The 15,590-nt window shown below is 54.0% G+C and carries 18 protein-coding genes; 14 read left to right on the top strand and 4 right to left on the bottom strand.

The window, feature by feature from the left end:
- Positions 1–5 precede the first annotated feature (5 nt).
- The 13 genes from lptE to lipA all read left to right on the top strand — a co-directional run bounded on the left by lptE (position 6) and on the right by lipA (position 12,358).
- Positions 6–575, top strand: a complete 570-nt coding sequence (gene lptE, locus OWK27_RS04280) for an LPS assembly lipoprotein LptE (protein WP_242174805.1) — start codon at positions 6–8, stop codon at positions 573–575.
- On the top strand, positions 575–1,606 hold the full coding sequence (gene holA, locus OWK27_RS04275; RefSeq protein ID WP_242174806.1) for a DNA polymerase III subunit delta: 1,032 nt from the start codon (positions 575–577) through the stop codon (positions 1,604–1,606). The genes lptE and holA overlap by 1 nt, the downstream gene beginning before the upstream one ends.
- 1 nt (position 1,607) lies before the next feature.
- Positions 1,608–2,264, top strand: a complete 657-nt coding sequence (nadD, locus tag OWK27_RS04270) for a nicotinate-nucleotide adenylyltransferase (RefSeq protein WP_148419201.1) — start codon at positions 1,608–1,610, stop codon at positions 2,262–2,264.
- Positions 2,265–2,532: 268 nt separating this feature from the next.
- Positions 2,533–2,850, top strand: a complete 318-nt coding sequence (rsfS, locus tag OWK27_RS04265; protein ID WP_148419205.1) for a ribosome silencing factor — start codon at positions 2,533–2,535, stop codon at positions 2,848–2,850.
- A gap of 3 nt (positions 2,851–2,853) precedes the next feature.
- A complete protein-coding gene (gene rlmH, locus OWK27_RS04260; RefSeq protein WP_003858701.1) occupies positions 2,854–3,321 on the top strand; it encodes a 23S rRNA (pseudouridine(1915)-N(3))-methyltransferase RlmH in 468 nt (155 codons plus the stop codon).
- 28 nt (positions 3,322–3,349) lie between these two features.
- Positions 3,350–5,251, top strand: a complete 1,902-nt coding sequence (gene mrdA / locus OWK27_RS04255; protein ID WP_267589900.1) for a peptidoglycan DD-transpeptidase MrdA — start codon at positions 3,350–3,352, stop codon at positions 5,249–5,251.
- Between the two features lie 2 nt (positions 5,252–5,253).
- Positions 5,254–6,366 carry a peptidoglycan glycosyltransferase MrdB gene (mrdB, locus tag OWK27_RS04250; RefSeq protein WP_148419208.1) on the top strand — a complete coding sequence of 371 codons (1,113 nt, stop codon included), beginning with the start codon at positions 5,254–5,256 and terminating at the stop codon, positions 6,364–6,366.
- 16 nt (positions 6,367–6,382) lie between these two features.
- The gene (gene rlpA, locus OWK27_RS04245; RefSeq protein WP_267589899.1) at positions 6,383–7,483 is read left to right on the top strand and encodes an endolytic peptidoglycan transglycosylase RlpA; all 1,101 of its coding nucleotides are present in this window, start codon (positions 6,383–6,385) and stop codon (positions 7,481–7,483) included.
- A gap of 139 nt (positions 7,484–7,622) precedes the next feature.
- The gene (gene dacA, locus OWK27_RS04240; RefSeq protein ID WP_148419212.1) at positions 7,623–8,834 is read left to right on the top strand and encodes a D-alanyl-D-alanine carboxypeptidase DacA; all 1,212 of its coding nucleotides are present in this window, start codon (positions 7,623–7,625) and stop codon (positions 8,832–8,834) included.
- Between the two features lie 107 nt (positions 8,835–8,941).
- A complete protein-coding gene (gene ybeD / locus OWK27_RS04235) occupies positions 8,942–9,205 on the top strand; it encodes a DUF493 family protein YbeD (protein WP_003858718.1) in 264 nt (87 codons plus the stop codon).
- Between the two features lie 94 nt (positions 9,206–9,299).
- The gene (lipB, locus tag OWK27_RS04230; RefSeq protein ID WP_148419214.1) at positions 9,300–9,941 is read left to right on the top strand and encodes a lipoyl(octanoyl) transferase LipB; all 642 of its coding nucleotides are present in this window, start codon (positions 9,300–9,302) and stop codon (positions 9,939–9,941) included.
- Between the two features lie 290 nt (positions 9,942–10,231).
- Entirely contained in the window at positions 10,232–11,185 is a 954-nt protein-coding gene (locus OWK27_RS04225) for a YbeF family transcriptional regulator (protein ID WP_267589898.1), read from the top strand.
- 207 nt (positions 11,186–11,392) lie between these two features.
- Entirely contained in the window at positions 11,393–12,358 is a 966-nt protein-coding gene (gene lipA / locus OWK27_RS04220; RefSeq protein WP_006809637.1) for a lipoyl synthase, read from the top strand.
- 81 nt (positions 12,359–12,439) lie between these two features.
- Here lipA and tatE read toward each other — a convergent pair whose 3' ends face one another.
- Positions 12,440–12,643: a twin-arginine translocase subunit TatE gene (gene tatE / locus OWK27_RS04215; protein WP_003858723.1), complete on the bottom strand. Its 204-nt coding sequence runs from the start codon at positions 12,641–12,643 to the stop codon at positions 12,440–12,442.
- 127 nt (positions 12,644–12,770) lie between these two features.
- Positions 12,771–13,559, bottom strand: a complete 789-nt coding sequence (locus OWK27_RS04210) for a deaminated glutathione amidase (protein WP_267589897.1) — start codon at positions 13,557–13,559, stop codon at positions 12,771–12,773.
- A gap of 67 nt (positions 13,560–13,626) precedes the next feature.
- On the opposite strand from OWK27_RS04210, the gene crcB reads away from it, so the two are divergent.
- Positions 13,627–14,010 carry a fluoride efflux transporter CrcB gene (gene crcB, locus OWK27_RS04205; protein WP_176610900.1) on the top strand — a complete coding sequence of 128 codons (384 nt, stop codon included), beginning with the start codon at positions 13,627–13,629 and terminating at the stop codon, positions 14,008–14,010.
- Positions 14,011–14,229: 219 nt separating this feature from the next.
- On the opposite strand, the gene cspE is transcribed toward crcB, so the two are convergent.
- On the bottom strand, positions 14,230–14,439 hold the full coding sequence (gene cspE / locus OWK27_RS04200; RefSeq protein ID WP_002439184.1) for a transcription antiterminator/RNA stability regulator CspE: 210 nt from the start codon (positions 14,437–14,439) through the stop codon (positions 14,230–14,232).
- A gap of 190 nt (positions 14,440–14,629) precedes the next feature.
- Positions 14,630–15,205: a lipid IV(A) palmitoyltransferase PagP gene (gene pagP, locus OWK27_RS04195; protein WP_420712931.1), complete on the bottom strand. Its 576-nt coding sequence runs from the start codon at positions 15,203–15,205 to the stop codon at positions 14,630–14,632.
- Positions 15,206–15,590: the final 385 nt, after the last annotated feature.

The following is a 15,590-nucleotide window of genomic DNA, read 5'->3' as shown; positions in this document are numbered from 1 at the left end:
GAAACGTGCGACAACTGGCAACAATACTCTTATCTCTGGCGGTGCTTGTCACCGCTGGCTGCGGCTGGCACCTGCGCAACACTACGGCAGTGCCACCTCAGATGAAAACGATGATCTTCGACTCGTCCGATCCAAACGGACCACTGAGCCGGGCTATCCGTAATCAGCTGCGCTTGAACGACGTTGAGCTAATTGAGAAAGGAACCCTGCGCCAGGATGTGCCTTCGCTTCGCGTCCTGACATCATCTCTGGTACAAGACACGGCGTCGATCTTCCAGGACGGGCGAACGGCGGAATATCAGATGGTGCTGACCGTTAACGCAGCGGTCCTGATCCCGGGTAAAGACATTTATCCTATCAGTACCAAAGTCTACCGCTCGTTCTTTGATAACCCGCAAACGGCGCTGGCAAAAGATGCCGAACAGCAGATTATCATCAAGGAGATGTACGATAGGGCGGCGGATCAGCTGATCCGTAAACTGCCTACTATCACAGCGTCGACGAAGGCAGGCTCTGACGTTATCGAAACACCGGATGCCCGCACGCCCGATATGCCAACGTCGCTGGGTAACTGATGATCAGGTTGTATCCTGAACAACTCCGCGCGCAGCTCAACGAAGGGCTGCGCGCGGCCTATCTGCTGCTCGGTAACGATCCGCTCTTGCTTCAGGAAAGCCTTGATGCTGTTCGCCATGCGGCCGCAGCGCAGGGCTTTGACGAGCACCACACTTTCCAGATTGATAACAGCACCGACTGGAACGCTGTCTTCTCGCTTTGTCAGGCCATGAGCCTCTTTGCTTCGCGCCAGACTATTCAGATCCTGCTGCCGGAGAACGGCCCTAACGCCGCCATCAATGAACAGCTGGCCATGCTGGTAAGTTTGCTACACAGCGATCTGCTGCTGATCGTGCGCGGCAACAAGCTTACCAAAGCGCAGGAAAATGCGGCCTGGTTTACCCAGCTCGCCACTCACGCGGTGCTGGTCACCTGCCAGACGCCAGAACAGGCGCATCTGCCAAAATGGGTTGCCGCGCGAGCGAAACAGCATAATCTGAAGCTGGATGATGCAGCCAATCAGCTTCTTTGCTACTGCTATGAAGGCAACCTTCTGGCGCTGGCGCAGGCCCTGGACAGGCTCTCCCTGCTGTGGCCTGACGGAAAGCTGACGCTGCCGCGCGTCGAACAGGCGGTGAACGATGCCGCGCACTTTACTCCCTTCCACTGGGTTGACGCGCTCCTGTCGGCGAAAAGCAAGCGAGCGCTGCATATTCTGCAACAGCTGCGCCTGGAAGGGAGTGAGCCAGTCATCCTGCTCCGCACGCTCCAGCGTGAGTTACTGCTGCTGAACAACCTCAAGCGCCAGTCCGCCCATGTGCCATTACGCACGCTGTTCGACAAGCATCGCGTCTGGCAAAACCGCCGGGCGATGACGACGGAGGCGATAAACCGCCTGAGCCACGAGCAGCTGCGTCAGGCCGTACAGCTTCTGATGCGCGCCGAGCTGACGCTGAAGCAGGATTACGGCCAGTCCGTCTGGGCGGAGCTGGAAAGCCTTTCTTTGCTGCTCTGCCATAAGGCGCTGGCAGATGTATTTATCGAAGGGTGATATGCAATCTTTACAGGCAATGTATGGTGGAACCTTCGACCCGGTGCACTATGGGCATCTTAAGCCGGTTGAAATCCTTGCGAATCTGATTGGTTTGCAGCGGGTGATCGTCATGCCCAATAATGTTCCGCCGCACCGTCCTCAGCCAGAAGCGACCAGCGCACAGCGCAAAGCGATGCTCGCCCTGGCCATCGCCGATAAGCCCCTCTTTACGCTTGACGAGCGCGAGCTGCGCCGGGATACGCCATCCTGGACATCGCAGACGCTGCGCGAATGGCGCGCTGAACAGGGCCCAGTGAAACCGCTGGCGTTTATTATCGGCCAGGATTCCCTGCTCAACTTCCCCAGCTGGTATCAGTACGACACCATTCTGGAAAACAGCCATCTGCTGGTCTGCCGCCGTCCGGGCTATCCGCTGACCATGCGTGAAGCGCAGCATCAGCAGTGGCTGGACGCGCACCTGACGGACAATATCGAAGACCTGCACAGGCTGCCCGCCGGTAAAATTTATCTCGCTGAAACGCCATGGTTTGATATTTCCGCAACGCTCATCCGCGAGCGGCTCCAGCAGGGTTTAGACTGTAGCGATCTGCTGCCCCCACCCGTACTGGCGTATATCCACGCACAGGGGCTGTATCAGAAAAATACAGAGGCCTGAACATCGTCGGCGAAATTGTCTGTTATTGATTATCCTGCCTTGACAGGCTAAGCCATACTGATATCCTCCGCTGCCAGACTTTCCCGCCAGTCGTTGCTTTACAGAAATTGTTTTACAAAAATGGCGATGCAATCTCAGGCGGAGGGTGGGATGATACCCGCCTTCAAAAGCCGGGCGGTGACATTTGTCCCGCGGCTGACGTCAGTTCAGGTATACTGTCTGACCACGAATTCACAGTTGTACAATCTCATTCACCCAGGGGGAAAACTTGCAGGGTAAAGCACTCCAGGATTTTGTTATCGACAAAATTGATGACCTGAAAGGTCAGGACATCATCGCTATCGACGTTAAAGGTAAATCCAGCATCACCGACTGCATGATCATCTGCACCGGTACCTCAACTCGTCACGTTGTTTCGATTGCTGACCATGTTGTTCAGGAATCGCGCGCGGCAGGGCTGCTTCCGCTGGGCGTTGAAGGTGAAACGACCGCTGACTGGGTGGTTGTCGATCTCGGCGATGTTATTGTCCACGTCATGCAGGAAGAGAGCCGTCGCCTGTATGAGCTGGAAAAACTCTGGGGTTAATGCGTGAAGTTGCAGCTGGTCGCCGTCGGCACCAAAATGCCTGACTGGGTACAAACCGGTTTTACTGAATATCTGCGTCGTTTTCCTAAAGATATGCCGTTCGAACTGGTGGAGATCCCAGCAGGAAAGCGCGGCAAGAACGCGGATATCAAACGTATTCTCGATAAAGAGGGAGAGCTGATGCTGGCTGCCGCAGGCAAAAACCGCATCGTGACTCTCGACATCCCGGGCAAGCCCTGGGATACGCCGCAGCTGGCGCACGAACTGGAGCGCTGGAAACAGGATGGCCGTGACGTCAGCCTGTTGATTGGCGGACCGGAAGGGTTATCTCCCGCCTGCAAAGCGGCAGCAGAACAAAGTTGGTCACTCTCTGCGCTGACGCTGCCCCACCCGCTTGTGCGGGTTCTCGTGGCAGAAAGTCTGTATCGCGCATGGAGCATTACTACCAACCACCCTTATCACCGCGAGTAATGACTGACCAGGGTAATTTAAGCAGCGGATGAAACTACAGAATTCTTTTCGCGACTATACGGCTGAGTCCGCGCTGTTTGTGCGCCGGGCGCTGGTCGCCTTTACGGGGATTTTGCTGCTTACCGGCGTGCTGATCGCCAACCTCTACAATCTGCAAATTGTCCGCTATACCGATTACCAGACCCGCTCAAACGAAAACCGTATCAAGCTGGTGCCCATCGCGCCCAGCCGCGGCATTATCTACGATCGTAACGGCACCCCGCTGGCGCTAAACCGCACCATCTACCAGATAGAGATGATGCCGGAGAAAGTCGATAACGTGCAGGATACGCTGAACGCGCTGAGAAGCGTCGTTGACCTCAATGACGACGACATCGCCGCGTTCAAAAAAGAGCGCGCACGTTCTCACCGCTTCACCTCGATTCCGGTTAAAACCAACCTGACGGAAGTGCAGGTCGCCCGTTTTGCCGTTAACCAGTACCGTTTCCCCGGGGTGGAAGTCAAAGGCTATAAGCGCCGATACTACCCTTACGGCTCCGCGCTGACGCACGTGATTGGCTACGTCTCCAAGATTAACGATAAAGACGTCGAACGCCTTGATAAAGACGGCAAGCTGGCCAACTACGCCGCCACGCACGACATTGGCAAGCTGGGGATCGAACGCTATTACGAAGATGTTCTGCACGGCCAGACCGGCTATGAAGAAGTTGAGGTAAACAACCGTGGCCGCGTGATCCGTCAGCTAAAAGAGGTGCCGCCGCAGGCGGGGCATGACGTCTATTTGACGATCGACCTGAAGCTTCAGCAGTATATCGAAACGCTGCTGGCCGGTAGCCGTGCTGCCGTTATCGTGACCGACCCGAGAACGGGCGGCATCCTGTCGATGGTTTCTATGCCAAGCTATGATCCGAACCTCTTCGTGGACGGCATCTCCAGCAAGGACTACTCCGGCCTGCTCAACGATCCAAACACCCCGCTGGTGAACCGCGCGACGCAGGGGGTCTATCCTCCGGCCTCAACGGTTAAACCGTATGTCGCCGTTTCTGCCCTGAGCGCGGGCGTCATTAACCGTAATACCAGCCTGTTTGACCCGGGCTGGTGGCAGCTGCCTGGCTCTGAAAAACGCTACCGCGACTGGAAAAAATGGGGCCACGGCCATCTGAACGTAACCAAATCGCTGGAAGAGTCTGCGGATACCTTCTTCTATCAGGTCGCCTACGACATGGGTATTGACCGTCTTTCTGAATGGATGAGCAAATTCGGCTACGGGCACTACACCGGTATCGATCTCGCGGAAGAGCGCTCCGGCAATATGCCAACCCGCGAATGGAAACAGAAGCGCTTTAAAAAGCCCTGGTATCAGGGTGACACCATTCCAGTAGGGATCGGCCAGGGCTACTGGACGGCAACGCCGTTGCAGATGAATAAGGCGATGATGATCCTTATTAACGATGGCGTGGTGAAAGTGCCGCACCTGCTGCAAAGTACCGTTGAAAACGGCAAAAAAGTGCCGTGGATACAGCCGCACGAGCCGCCGGTGGGCGATATCCACTCAGGCTTCTGGGAAATCGCGAAAGACGGAATGTATGGCATCGCCAACCGCCCTAACGGGACGGCGCACAAATACTTCGCTGGCGCACCGTATAAAATCGCGGCCAAATCGGGTACTGCACAGGTCTTCGGTCTGAAAGCGAATGAAACCTATAACGCGCACAAAATTGCCGAACGTCTGCGTGACCATAAGCTCATGACAGCGTTTGCCCCTTATGATAACCCGCAGGTTGCGGTGGCGATGATTCTGGAAAACGGCGGCGCAGGCCCGGCGGTGGGGACCATCATGCGTCAAATCCTCGACCACATCATGCTGGGCGATAACAACACCGTACTGCCAGCCGAAAACCCGGCAGCCGCTGCGGCGGAGGACCAATAATCATGACGGATAATCCAAATAAAAAATCGTTGTGGGATAAGATCCACATCGACCCTGCCATGCTGCTGATCCTGCTGGCTCTGCTGGTTTACAGCGCTCTGGTTATCTGGAGCGCCAGCGGTCAGGACATCGGCATGATGGAGCGTAAAATCGGCCAGATCGCTATGGGCCTGGTCATTATGGTGGTAATGGCGCAAATACCGCCCCGCGTCTATGAAGGCTGGGCGCCCTATCTCTATATTTTCTGTATTATTTTGCTGGTGGCAGTCGATGCGTTCGGTGCCATATCCAAAGGCGCGCAACGCTGGCTGGATCTGGGGATTGTTCGCTTCCAGCCGTCGGAAATTGCCAAAATCGCCGTCCCGTTGATGGTTGCACGCTTTATCAACCGCGACGTCTGTCCGCCGTCGCTGAAAAATACCGCCATTGCGCTGGTGCTGATTTTCCTGCCAACGCTCCTCGTGGCCGCGCAGCCGGACCTCGGCACCTCGATTCTTATCGCCCTCTCCGGTCTGTTCGTACTGTTCCTGTCCGGCCTGAGCTGGCGTTTGATCGGCATCGCGGTCGTCCTGCTGGCTGCCTTTATCCCTATTCTCTGGTTCTTCCTGATGCATGACTATCAGCGCCAGCGCGTGATGATGCTGCTCGATCCAGAGACCGATCCGCTGGGTGCAGGCTATCATATTATTCAGTCGAAAATTGCGATTGGCTCCGGCGGCCTGCGCGGAAAAGGCTGGCTGCACGGTACGCAGTCACAGCTTGAATTCTTACCGGAACGCCACACTGACTTTATCTTTGCCGTTCTGGCTGAGGAGTTAGGGCTGGTTGGTATCCTGGTTCTGCTTGGACTGTACCTGCTGCTGATCATGCGCGGGCTCTATATTGCCGCACGGGCGCAGACCACCTTTGGCCGGGTAATGGCGGGTGGATTAATGTTAATTTTATTCGTTTATGTCTTCGTAAATATTGGTATGGTGAGTGGTATTCTGCCGGTTGTAGGCGTGCCGCTGCCGCTGGTGAGTTACGGGGGCTCGGCACTGATCGTGTTGATGGCCGGGTTTGGTATCGTAATGTCGATCCATACCCACAGGAAAATGTTGTCCAAAAGCGTATAAAAATAAGGGGATCGCAATGCGTAAGCAGTGGCTGGGGATCTGCATCGCTGCAAGTTTACTTGCAGCCTGCACAAGTGATGATGGTCAGCAACAGGCAACCGTCGCGCCGCCGCAGCCTGCGGTCTGTAACGGCCCGATTGTTGAAATTAGCGGTGCCGATCCCGTTTATGAACCGCTGAACCCCAGCGTGAATCAGGACTATCAGCGCGACGGCAAAAGCTACAAAATCGTCCAGGATCCCGCCCGTTTTAGCCAGGCCGGCCTTGCCGCCATCTATGATGCTGAGCCAGGCAGCAACCTGACCGCGTCAGGTGAAACCTTCGATCCGATGCAGATTACGGCGGCACATCCGACGCTGCCAATCCCAAGCTACGCGCGCATCACTAACCTGGCGAATGGTCGCATGATCGTAGTGCGTATTAACGACCGTGGCCCTTACGGTAACGACCGCGTTATCTCCCTGTCGCGCGCGGCGGCCGATCGTCTCAACACCTCTAATAATACCAAAGTGCGTATTGACCCAATCATCGTGGCGCAGGACGGTACGCTGTCCGGCCCGGGTACCGCCTGTACCACCGTTGCAAAACAGACCTACGCCCTGCCCGCTCGTCCGGACCTGAGCGGCGGCATGGGAGGCGCGTCAACGCCTTCAGAGCCTGCTCAGCCGCAGGGCGAAGTGCGCGCCATCAGCAACGATACGCTGCAAAGCGACGATGCGACAGGCGCTCCGGTGAAAAGCAGCGGCTTTCTCGGCGCTCCCACCACGTTAGCCTCTGGCGTGATTGAATCAGATGAACCCGCTCCCGCGCCTGTCGTTGCGGCCCCCGCAGCACAACCCGCTCCGGTGACCGCCCCTGCTGCCACCCAAACTGCTGCACCCGCTGCGGCAAGCGGCAGCTACGTAGTTCAGGTGGGCGCCGTCAGCGATCGAGCCCGTGCAGAGCAGTATCAGCAGCGTTTAAGCCAGCAGTTTGGCGTGCCTGGCCGCGTAGAGCAAAACGGTGCGGTATGGCGTATCCAGATGGGTCCGTTTACCGGTAAATCGCAGGCTGCGTCACTGCAGCAGCGCCTGCAGAGCGAGGCGCAACTTCAGTCGTTTATCACTGTTGCGAAGTAATTAATCGGTGGTATCCGAAATGTCAGTTTGTGTAAATGACGTTAACACTCTCATGATGAAAGTCGGATGCCTGCCTGTATAGCTTTTGCTATAGTAAGGCACTTTTTTTAATTCCATCACGGATGTCGTAGTTCTGACCATGAAGACCACTTTTTCTGCTCGTTTTGTGCAGCGCATCGCGCTGACCACGGCCCTTTGCGCTGCTGCACTCTCCGCAGCACACGCGGATGACCTGAACATCAAGACCATGATCCCTGGCGTTCCGCAGATCGACGCGGAATCCTACATCCTGATTGACTACAACTCTGGCAAAGTTCTGGCAGAACAGAATGCCGATGTCCGTCGCGATCCGGCCAGCCTGACCAAGATGATGACCAGCTACGTTATCGGCCAGGCAATGAAGGCAGGTAAATTCAAAGAAACCGACCTGGTGACTATTGGTAACGACGCGTGGGCAACCGGTAACCCGGTATTTAAAGGTTCATCCCTGATGTTCCTGAAGCCAGGCATGCAGGTTCCGGTCTCTCAGCTGATCCGTGGTATTAACCTGCAATCCGGTAACGACGCCTGCGTGGCAATGGCCGATTTTGCGGCGGGTAGCCAGGATGCGTTTGTCGGCCTGATGAACAGCTACGTCTCCGCGCTGGGCCTCAAAAATACCCACTTCCAGACCGTACACGGCCTGGACGCAGAGGGCCAGTACAGCTCTGCGCGTGACATGGCGCTGATTGGTCAGGCGCTGATCCGTGACGTGCCGAACGAGTACTCTATCTACAAAGAGAAAGAGTTCACCTTTAACGGCATCCGTCAGACTAACCGTAACGGCCTGCTGTGGGATAACAGCCTGAACGTTGACGGCATTAAAACGGGCCACACCGACAAAGCCGGTTACAACCTGGTGGCTTCCGCGACCGAAGGCCAGATGCGCCTGATCTCTGCCGTGATGGGGGGCCGCACCTTTAAAGGACGCGAAACGGAAAGCAAAAAGCTGCTGACCTGGGGCTTCCGCTTCTTCGAAACCGTGAATCCGCTGAAGGCCGGTAAAGAGTTTGCCTCAGAACCCGTCTGGTTTGGCGACAATGACCGCGCTTCCCTGGGCGTCGATAAAGATCTTTATCTGACTATCCCGCGCGGCCGCATGAAGGATCTGAAAGCCAGCTACGTGCTGAACACCACCGAGCTGCACGCGCCGCTGCATAAAAACCAGGTCGTTGGCACCATCAACTTCCAGCTGGATGGCAAAACCATCGATCAGCGTCCACTGGTGGTGCTGGATGAAATTCCGGAAGGCAATTTCTTCGGCAAAATTATTGATTACATTAAGCTGATGTTCCACCACTGGTTTGGTTAAAAACTGAACACTTGAAAGTGTGATTTTGATCCCCATATACTACGTATCAGTAAAACTCCCGCCCCGTGGCGGGAGTTATTATTTTTTACACACACGCCGGAGCTGACATGAAAACCAAACTTAACGAACTGCTTGAATTCCCTACTCCATTTACTTACAAAGTGATGGGTCTGGCGAAACCTGAGCTGGTTGATCAGGTGGTTGAAGTGGTACAGCGCCATGCGCCGGGCGACTACTCTCCGTCGGTAAAACCGAGCAGCAAAGGTAACTACCACTCGGTCTCAATCACCATCACCGCCACGCACATTGAGCAGGTTGAAACGCTGTACGAAGAGCTTGGCAACATCGAAATTGTTCGTATGGTGCTGTAGTCCCTCTGCGGTTGCCCGGTTTGCCGGGTAACCCCTCTTCCCGCTGTGATATAATCCCCGCTACCTATTCTCCCCTGTCTTCGGAGACATCCTTTTGTACCAGGATAAAATTCTTGTCCGCCATCTTGGGCTACAGCCTTACGAGCCTGTCTCTCAGGCTATGCATGACTTTACCGATACGCGCGATGACGCCACCCCTGATGAAATCTGGCTGGTTGAACACCTGCCGGTGTTCACGCAAGGCCAGGCAGGAAAAGCCGAACATCTGCTGATGACGGGCGACATCCCGGTGATCCAGAGCGATCGCGGTGGACAGGTAACCTACCACGGTCCGGGACAGCAGGTTATGTATGTTTTGCTTAACCTGAAACGCAGAAAGCTGGGCGTGCGCGAGCTGGTGACATTGCTGGAACAAACCGTAGTGAACACGCTCGCTGAGTACGGCATCGATGCTCACCCCCGCGCTGATGCGCCGGGCGTCTACGTAGGTGAAATGAAGATCTGTTCGCTGGGCCTGCGTATCCGAAAGGGCTGCTCGTTCCACGGCCTGGCGCTGAATATCAATATGGATCTCGCCCCCTTCCAGCGCATCAACCCCTGCGGATACGCCGGCATGGAGATGACGCAAATGTGCCAGTGGGTCGAAAGCGCCACGCCTGAGGTTATCCGGCCCGTGCTTCTGAAGAACTTTTTAGCACTGCTTAACAATCCTGCCCACGAATATATTGCTGCTTAACCCGCTTCCGACAGTGGCTCATTTATTTGCTGAGCCACTGCTTAATTCCCGCATTTACGCTTTACAATAAACCGCATATTCTATATTTTCGAGTCGCCCATATATTAGCGCTACATATTAATTAGAACCTTAATAGTACCATCGACGGTAGCCTGTAACATGCGTGACAATCACCCAACTGCTTGTTTTCGATAATTAAGGGAAACATACCGAACACTTTACGAATCTCTGCAAGCATATTAAATAAATTCAACTATCATTCATATTGTGAATGGATACGGAGTAAGAGCGTGGAGCCTACTAATTTACCAGCCAAACGCCTGAATGAAACCAGCGGCGAAGATAAGCCGCAAATTTTTCGGACTTTACGTAATATTGATCTCAATTTATTGACTATTTTTGAGGCGGTATATGTCCATAAAGGTATCGTTAATGCTGCGAAAATTCTTAATCTCACGCCCTCCGCTATTAGCCAGTCCATTCAAAAATTGCGCGCTATATTTCCCGACCCTTTATTTATTCGTAAAGGCCAGGGGGTAACGCCAACCGCGTACGCCACTCACCTCCATGAGTATATCAGCCAGGGTCTGGAATCGATTCTGGGCGCGCTGGATCTTACCGGCAGCTATGACAAGCAAAGAACCATCACCATTGGCACCTCTCCCTCGGTGGGCGTTCTGGTGATGCCGGCTATCTATCAGGCGATAAAACAGCATGCGCCACAGCTGCTGATCCGCAACGTGCCCGTCAGCGATCCGGAAACCCAGCTGGCGCAGTTCCAGACGGATCTGATCATCGACAGCAACAGCTTCCAGGCCAGGGCGCTGGGGCAGCACGTCCTTTATTCCGACAGCCTGGCGCTCGTTTGCCGTCAACACCATCCGGCGTTAGGCGCGCCGCTGACGCCAGAAAATTTGCGCCAGTATGAACATGCGTCATTTATGGCCGAGGGGCAAAGGCAGGATCCGCTGCGACAGCGGATTGAAGAGCTGTTCCCGGACCGTCTGGTTAGCTTCAGCAGTTACAATATGTTTACCGTTGCGGCCCTGATTGGCAGCAGCGACCTGCTCTGTATCATGCCCGTAAGGCTCTTCGAACTGCTCCAGAAATGCTGGCCACTCGAGAACATTCCGCTGGGTCAGCTTAATACAGAATCTGTTGAAATCTCACTGCATTACAACAAGCTCAGCCTTCGCGATCCGGTACTGGAAAACGTCATTAACGTCATCCGCCATGCTTTCTGATCCCGCCTTTCAGCACAAGCCCCTGCCGCTCGCGGGGCAAAAGGCACAAAACAACAACTATTTTACAAATTGGCGACCTGGCAGGCTGCTTTATCGCCCCTTTAAATGATATACTGCCTGTCGTTCGTTCAAAAATAGTTGATAATTACAACATTCCCTTGAAATGAAACGCTTTCCTTCGATATTCGCAACTGGAACACGCACGCTATGAGTAAACCCATTGTGATGGAACGCGGTGTTAAATACCGCGATGCCGATAAAATGGCCCTTATCCCGGTTAAAAACGTGGCTACAGAGCGCGAGGCGCTGTTAAGAAAACCGGAATGGATGAAAATTAAACTTCCGGCTGACTCTTCGCGTATCCAGGGGATCAAAGCGGCGATGCGCAAAAATGGCCTTCACTCCGTCTGTGAAGAAGCCTCCTGCCCTAACCTTGCTGAATGTTTCAATCACGGTACCGCGACGTTTATGATTTTGGGTGCCATCTGTACCCGCCGCTGTCCGTTCTGTGACGTTGCCCATGGCCGTCCCGTTGCGCCTGACGCGAATGAACCGCAGAAGCTGGCGCAGACGATTGCCGATATGGCGCTGCGTTACGTTGTTATCACCTCCGTCGACCGTGATGACCTGCGCGATGGCGGTGCTCAGCACTTTGCTGACTGCATTACCGCGATCCGCGAAAAAAGCCCGAACATTAAGATTGAGACGCTGGTTCCGGACTTCCGTGGCCGTATGGACCGCGCGCTCGATATCCTGACCGCAACGCCACCAGACGTGTTCAACCACAACCTCGAGAACGTACCGCGTATTTATCGTCAGGTGCGTCCTGGTGCGGACTATAACTGGTCCCTGAAGCTGCTGGAGCGCTTTAAAGAAGCACATCCGCATATTCCTACCAAGTCTGGCCTGATGGTTGGCCTGGGGGAAACGAATGCCGAAATCATTGAAGTGATGCGCGATCTGCGCCGCCACGGCGTCACGATGCTGACCCTGGGCCAGTATTTGCAGCCAAGCCGTCACCATCTGCCCGTGCAGCGCTACGTGAGCCCGGACGAGTTCGACGAGATGAAAGCCGAAGCGATGGCGATGGGCTTTACCCACGCGGCCTGTGGTCCTTTCGTTCGCTCGTCATATCACGCCGATATGCAGGCGAAAGGCGAAGAAGTAAAATAAGCCCTGACATACTTTTTTACAGTTATAAAAAAAACCGGCCTCGTTAGCCGGTTTTTTTATGCAAGCCTTGCAGCATTGCCATTACTCTTTGTGGGACAGCTTCTGTGCCGTGATGTCGTCTTCGGCACTTTTCTTCGCTGCCGCGTCATCATCGTTCATTGCTTTCTTAAAGCCCTTAATGGCAGCACCCAGGTCTCCACCCAGCGTGCGTAACTTCTTGGTACCGAACAGCAGGACGACCAGTGCGGCAACCACCAGCAGTTTGGTAATACTAATCTCACCCATAAATACCTTCTTTACATGAAACAGGCTGCAAGTCAGCGCCAAAAACCTGAACGTATTAACGGACATTTGGCGCGCGCACACAATAGCAATCTGTAACAAGGTGAATCAAGCATTGTTGAAAAAAACATCATATTAATTGCGGTGGCGCAAACCTGCGGTTACGCAGAACGGGTAATTGCTGACGCGCAAGCGCTATTCGCGCTGAACTTATCTCCGTCATCAGTAACGCGGGCTCTTCCGCCGCCGCGGCAACGGTAACCCCCAGCGGATCGACTACTCTGCTCTGCCCGATATTCCTGTTACCACATTCCCCCGCGGCTACCACATAGCAGGTGGTATCCAGCGCGCGTGCGGCAAGCAGCGTCGCCCAGTGGTGCTCCTTAAGAGGTCCTTTGACCCAGGCAGCAGGCAGAACCAGCACCTCGGCTCCCTGCAACGCCAGGTTCAGCGCCAGCTCGGGAAAACGAATATCGTAGCAGGTCATTAGCCCGACGCTAAAACCCGCCACCTCAATCAGCGGCGGAATAACGCTGCCCGGATCGACCAGGCGCGACTCCTGAATGCTGAACGCATCGTACAGATGAAGTTTGCCGTAGCTCGCAACAATTGCGCCTTCACGTATGGCCACCAGCGTGTTGACCGCCCGCCCGGGCGTGGAGGGCACGTGGATGGTTAATATGGTGGTGAGCGAGTTGCCGACGCTCTCGGCCAGAAGTAGCTTTAAAAACGCCCCTTCCAGCATTTGCGCAGACTTTACCGACAGATCCGGGTCGCTGTCATCGCGTGCCAGTAACGCCTCAGGCAGCACCAGCAACGACGCCCCCATTTGCTTCGCCTGACGCATCAGGGAGACGCATTTACGCGCGTTTTCATTCCAGTCCGGCGTTACCGCAAACTGCCCTACCGCAACATACATAATTGTCTCCCGGTTAAAAACAGCGTTACACTCGACGCACTCACACATCAAATAGCAGGTATTGACAGTGTTACAACTACTTATAGCCGTTTTTATTGGCGGGGGCACGGGTAGCGTTGCACGGTGGCTCTTAAGCATGCGCTTTAACCCTCTGCATCAGGCCATACCGATGGGCACACTGGCAGCAAACCTGATTGGCGCATTTATTATCGGAATGGGGCTGGCCTGGTTTAACCGCATGACGTCTATCGACCCAATGTGGAAAGTGCTGATCACGACCGGGTTCTGCGGCGGGTTAACGACGTTTTCGACCTTCTCTGCGGAAGTTGTGTTTCTGTTTCAGGAAGGCCGCGTGGGCTGGGCGCTGGCGAACATTGCCGTTAACATGCTTGGATCGTTTGCGATGACCGCGATCGCGTTTTGGTTATTTTCTACCGCCAGCGCGCACTAAGCCCGCCAGCCTTAATGTTGGCTTAATTTTTCTCTGTCACTCTTGGCGCAAAACTGAACGAGGGTGATAGCATGAAGGAAAATCTGCTAAGCGCGGGAATGGTAGTGCTGAGCGTGTTAATCGTCGCCAGCTTTCTGAAAATCTATCTTACAGGTTGATTCAGAACGAAAAAAACCCGCTCAGTGAGCGGGTTTTGAAATTCTTGCTGACGCGTCTGAATTACAGAGCGATTACGTTAGCAGCAGAAGGGCCTTTGGCACCGTTAGTGATTTCAAACTCAACGCGCTGACCTTCAGCCAGAGTTTTGAAACCATTAGACTGGATTGCAGAGAAGTGTACGAACACGTCTTTGCTGCCATCTTCAGGAGTAATGAAACCGAATCCTTTGGACTCATTAAACCACTTAACGTTACCTTTAATCTTAGACATCAAAATTACCTTTACATTAAAAAACGACACAAATGCTGTGTCGGGTATCAGTACAACAATTGTGAGGCGTTTTGTCCAGCGGATCTTTGATAAAAAGTGACAAAAGTCGCGTTAATTTTCGCTGTCCGATTTTTATCCTTTACAATTCATTACCAGTGCATTTTTTGTCCAGCTCACCGTGCAAATTCAGTTAAAACTGAAAACGCATCCAGGCGAAGTAAACGTTTCCGTTGTTGTAGGTGCCCGGTATGTAGGTCATCTGGAACGTTGCCGGGCCATAACCGATAGAGGCGAGCGGCAGAAGCACCGGAACAGGAATATATTTCCAGTTATCGCGCGCCGTAAACCCAGCCGTATAGCCCAGCCCCAGACGGAAGTTATCGTCTGATAACGGTCGCCAGGTTTTTTCCCAGCCGTAGCCGCCAATGGGCTCCCATTTGTTGTAGGAGTCCTTAAACGCCATCAGGTACAGGCCATGCCAGTTGCCTTTTTCATCCCAGCGAGACTGGCCAAAACCGGCTCCCCACGGACGCTCGTTATAGCGGTCCGTTTTTTCTTTGTCGTAGGCAAAACGTGCATGCCAGGTAATGGCCGGAATGTAGAGATCGTAATGCTCGGGTTCGTTCCACGTTTGCGCAACATTGTCGGTGAACGTGGAGAACCAGCCTTTATCCGCTGTGTTGCTTTGTGCATTAACAACGGATGCGAAAGAGAGCTGACCAATAATAAACAATAAAATCAGGGGGAATTTAATTCGTACAATCACAATGCCATTACCATATTCAGTATTCGGTACAGACCTTAGCACAGAATACTTGAATGAATGCTTAACGGCATTGGTGTTATTCCTAATTACTCACGTACTATTAAGACCACTCTTATAAGATAAGACCAGCGTGCCTGAATAAGCACGAGCAGGTGACATATTTAACGTTGACGTAACATTTCATACAGCGCGGCGACGCGCCGGTTCGGCTCCGGACCACGCCCACCGCCCCACACGACGGCCCCCCATAGCGGAGGCTATCTTCGGACACTCGCGCGGCGCGGTATTCCCCCTCAGGCTTAACGCTGGAATATTTATTATTCGCAAGTTTCAAAGAGAACCATAATTACGTCAAACTCTTCCACCATTCCGGAAAAGGAAATAA

Source organism: Enterobacter cloacae complex sp. 2022EL-00788 (assembly GCF_026627565.1).
GTDB lineage: Bacteria > Pseudomonadota > Gammaproteobacteria > Enterobacterales > Enterobacteriaceae > Enterobacter > Enterobacter pasteurii.
Note: the sequence above shows the minus strand (reverse complement) of the source record. Positions and strands in the feature narration are given on the sequence as shown.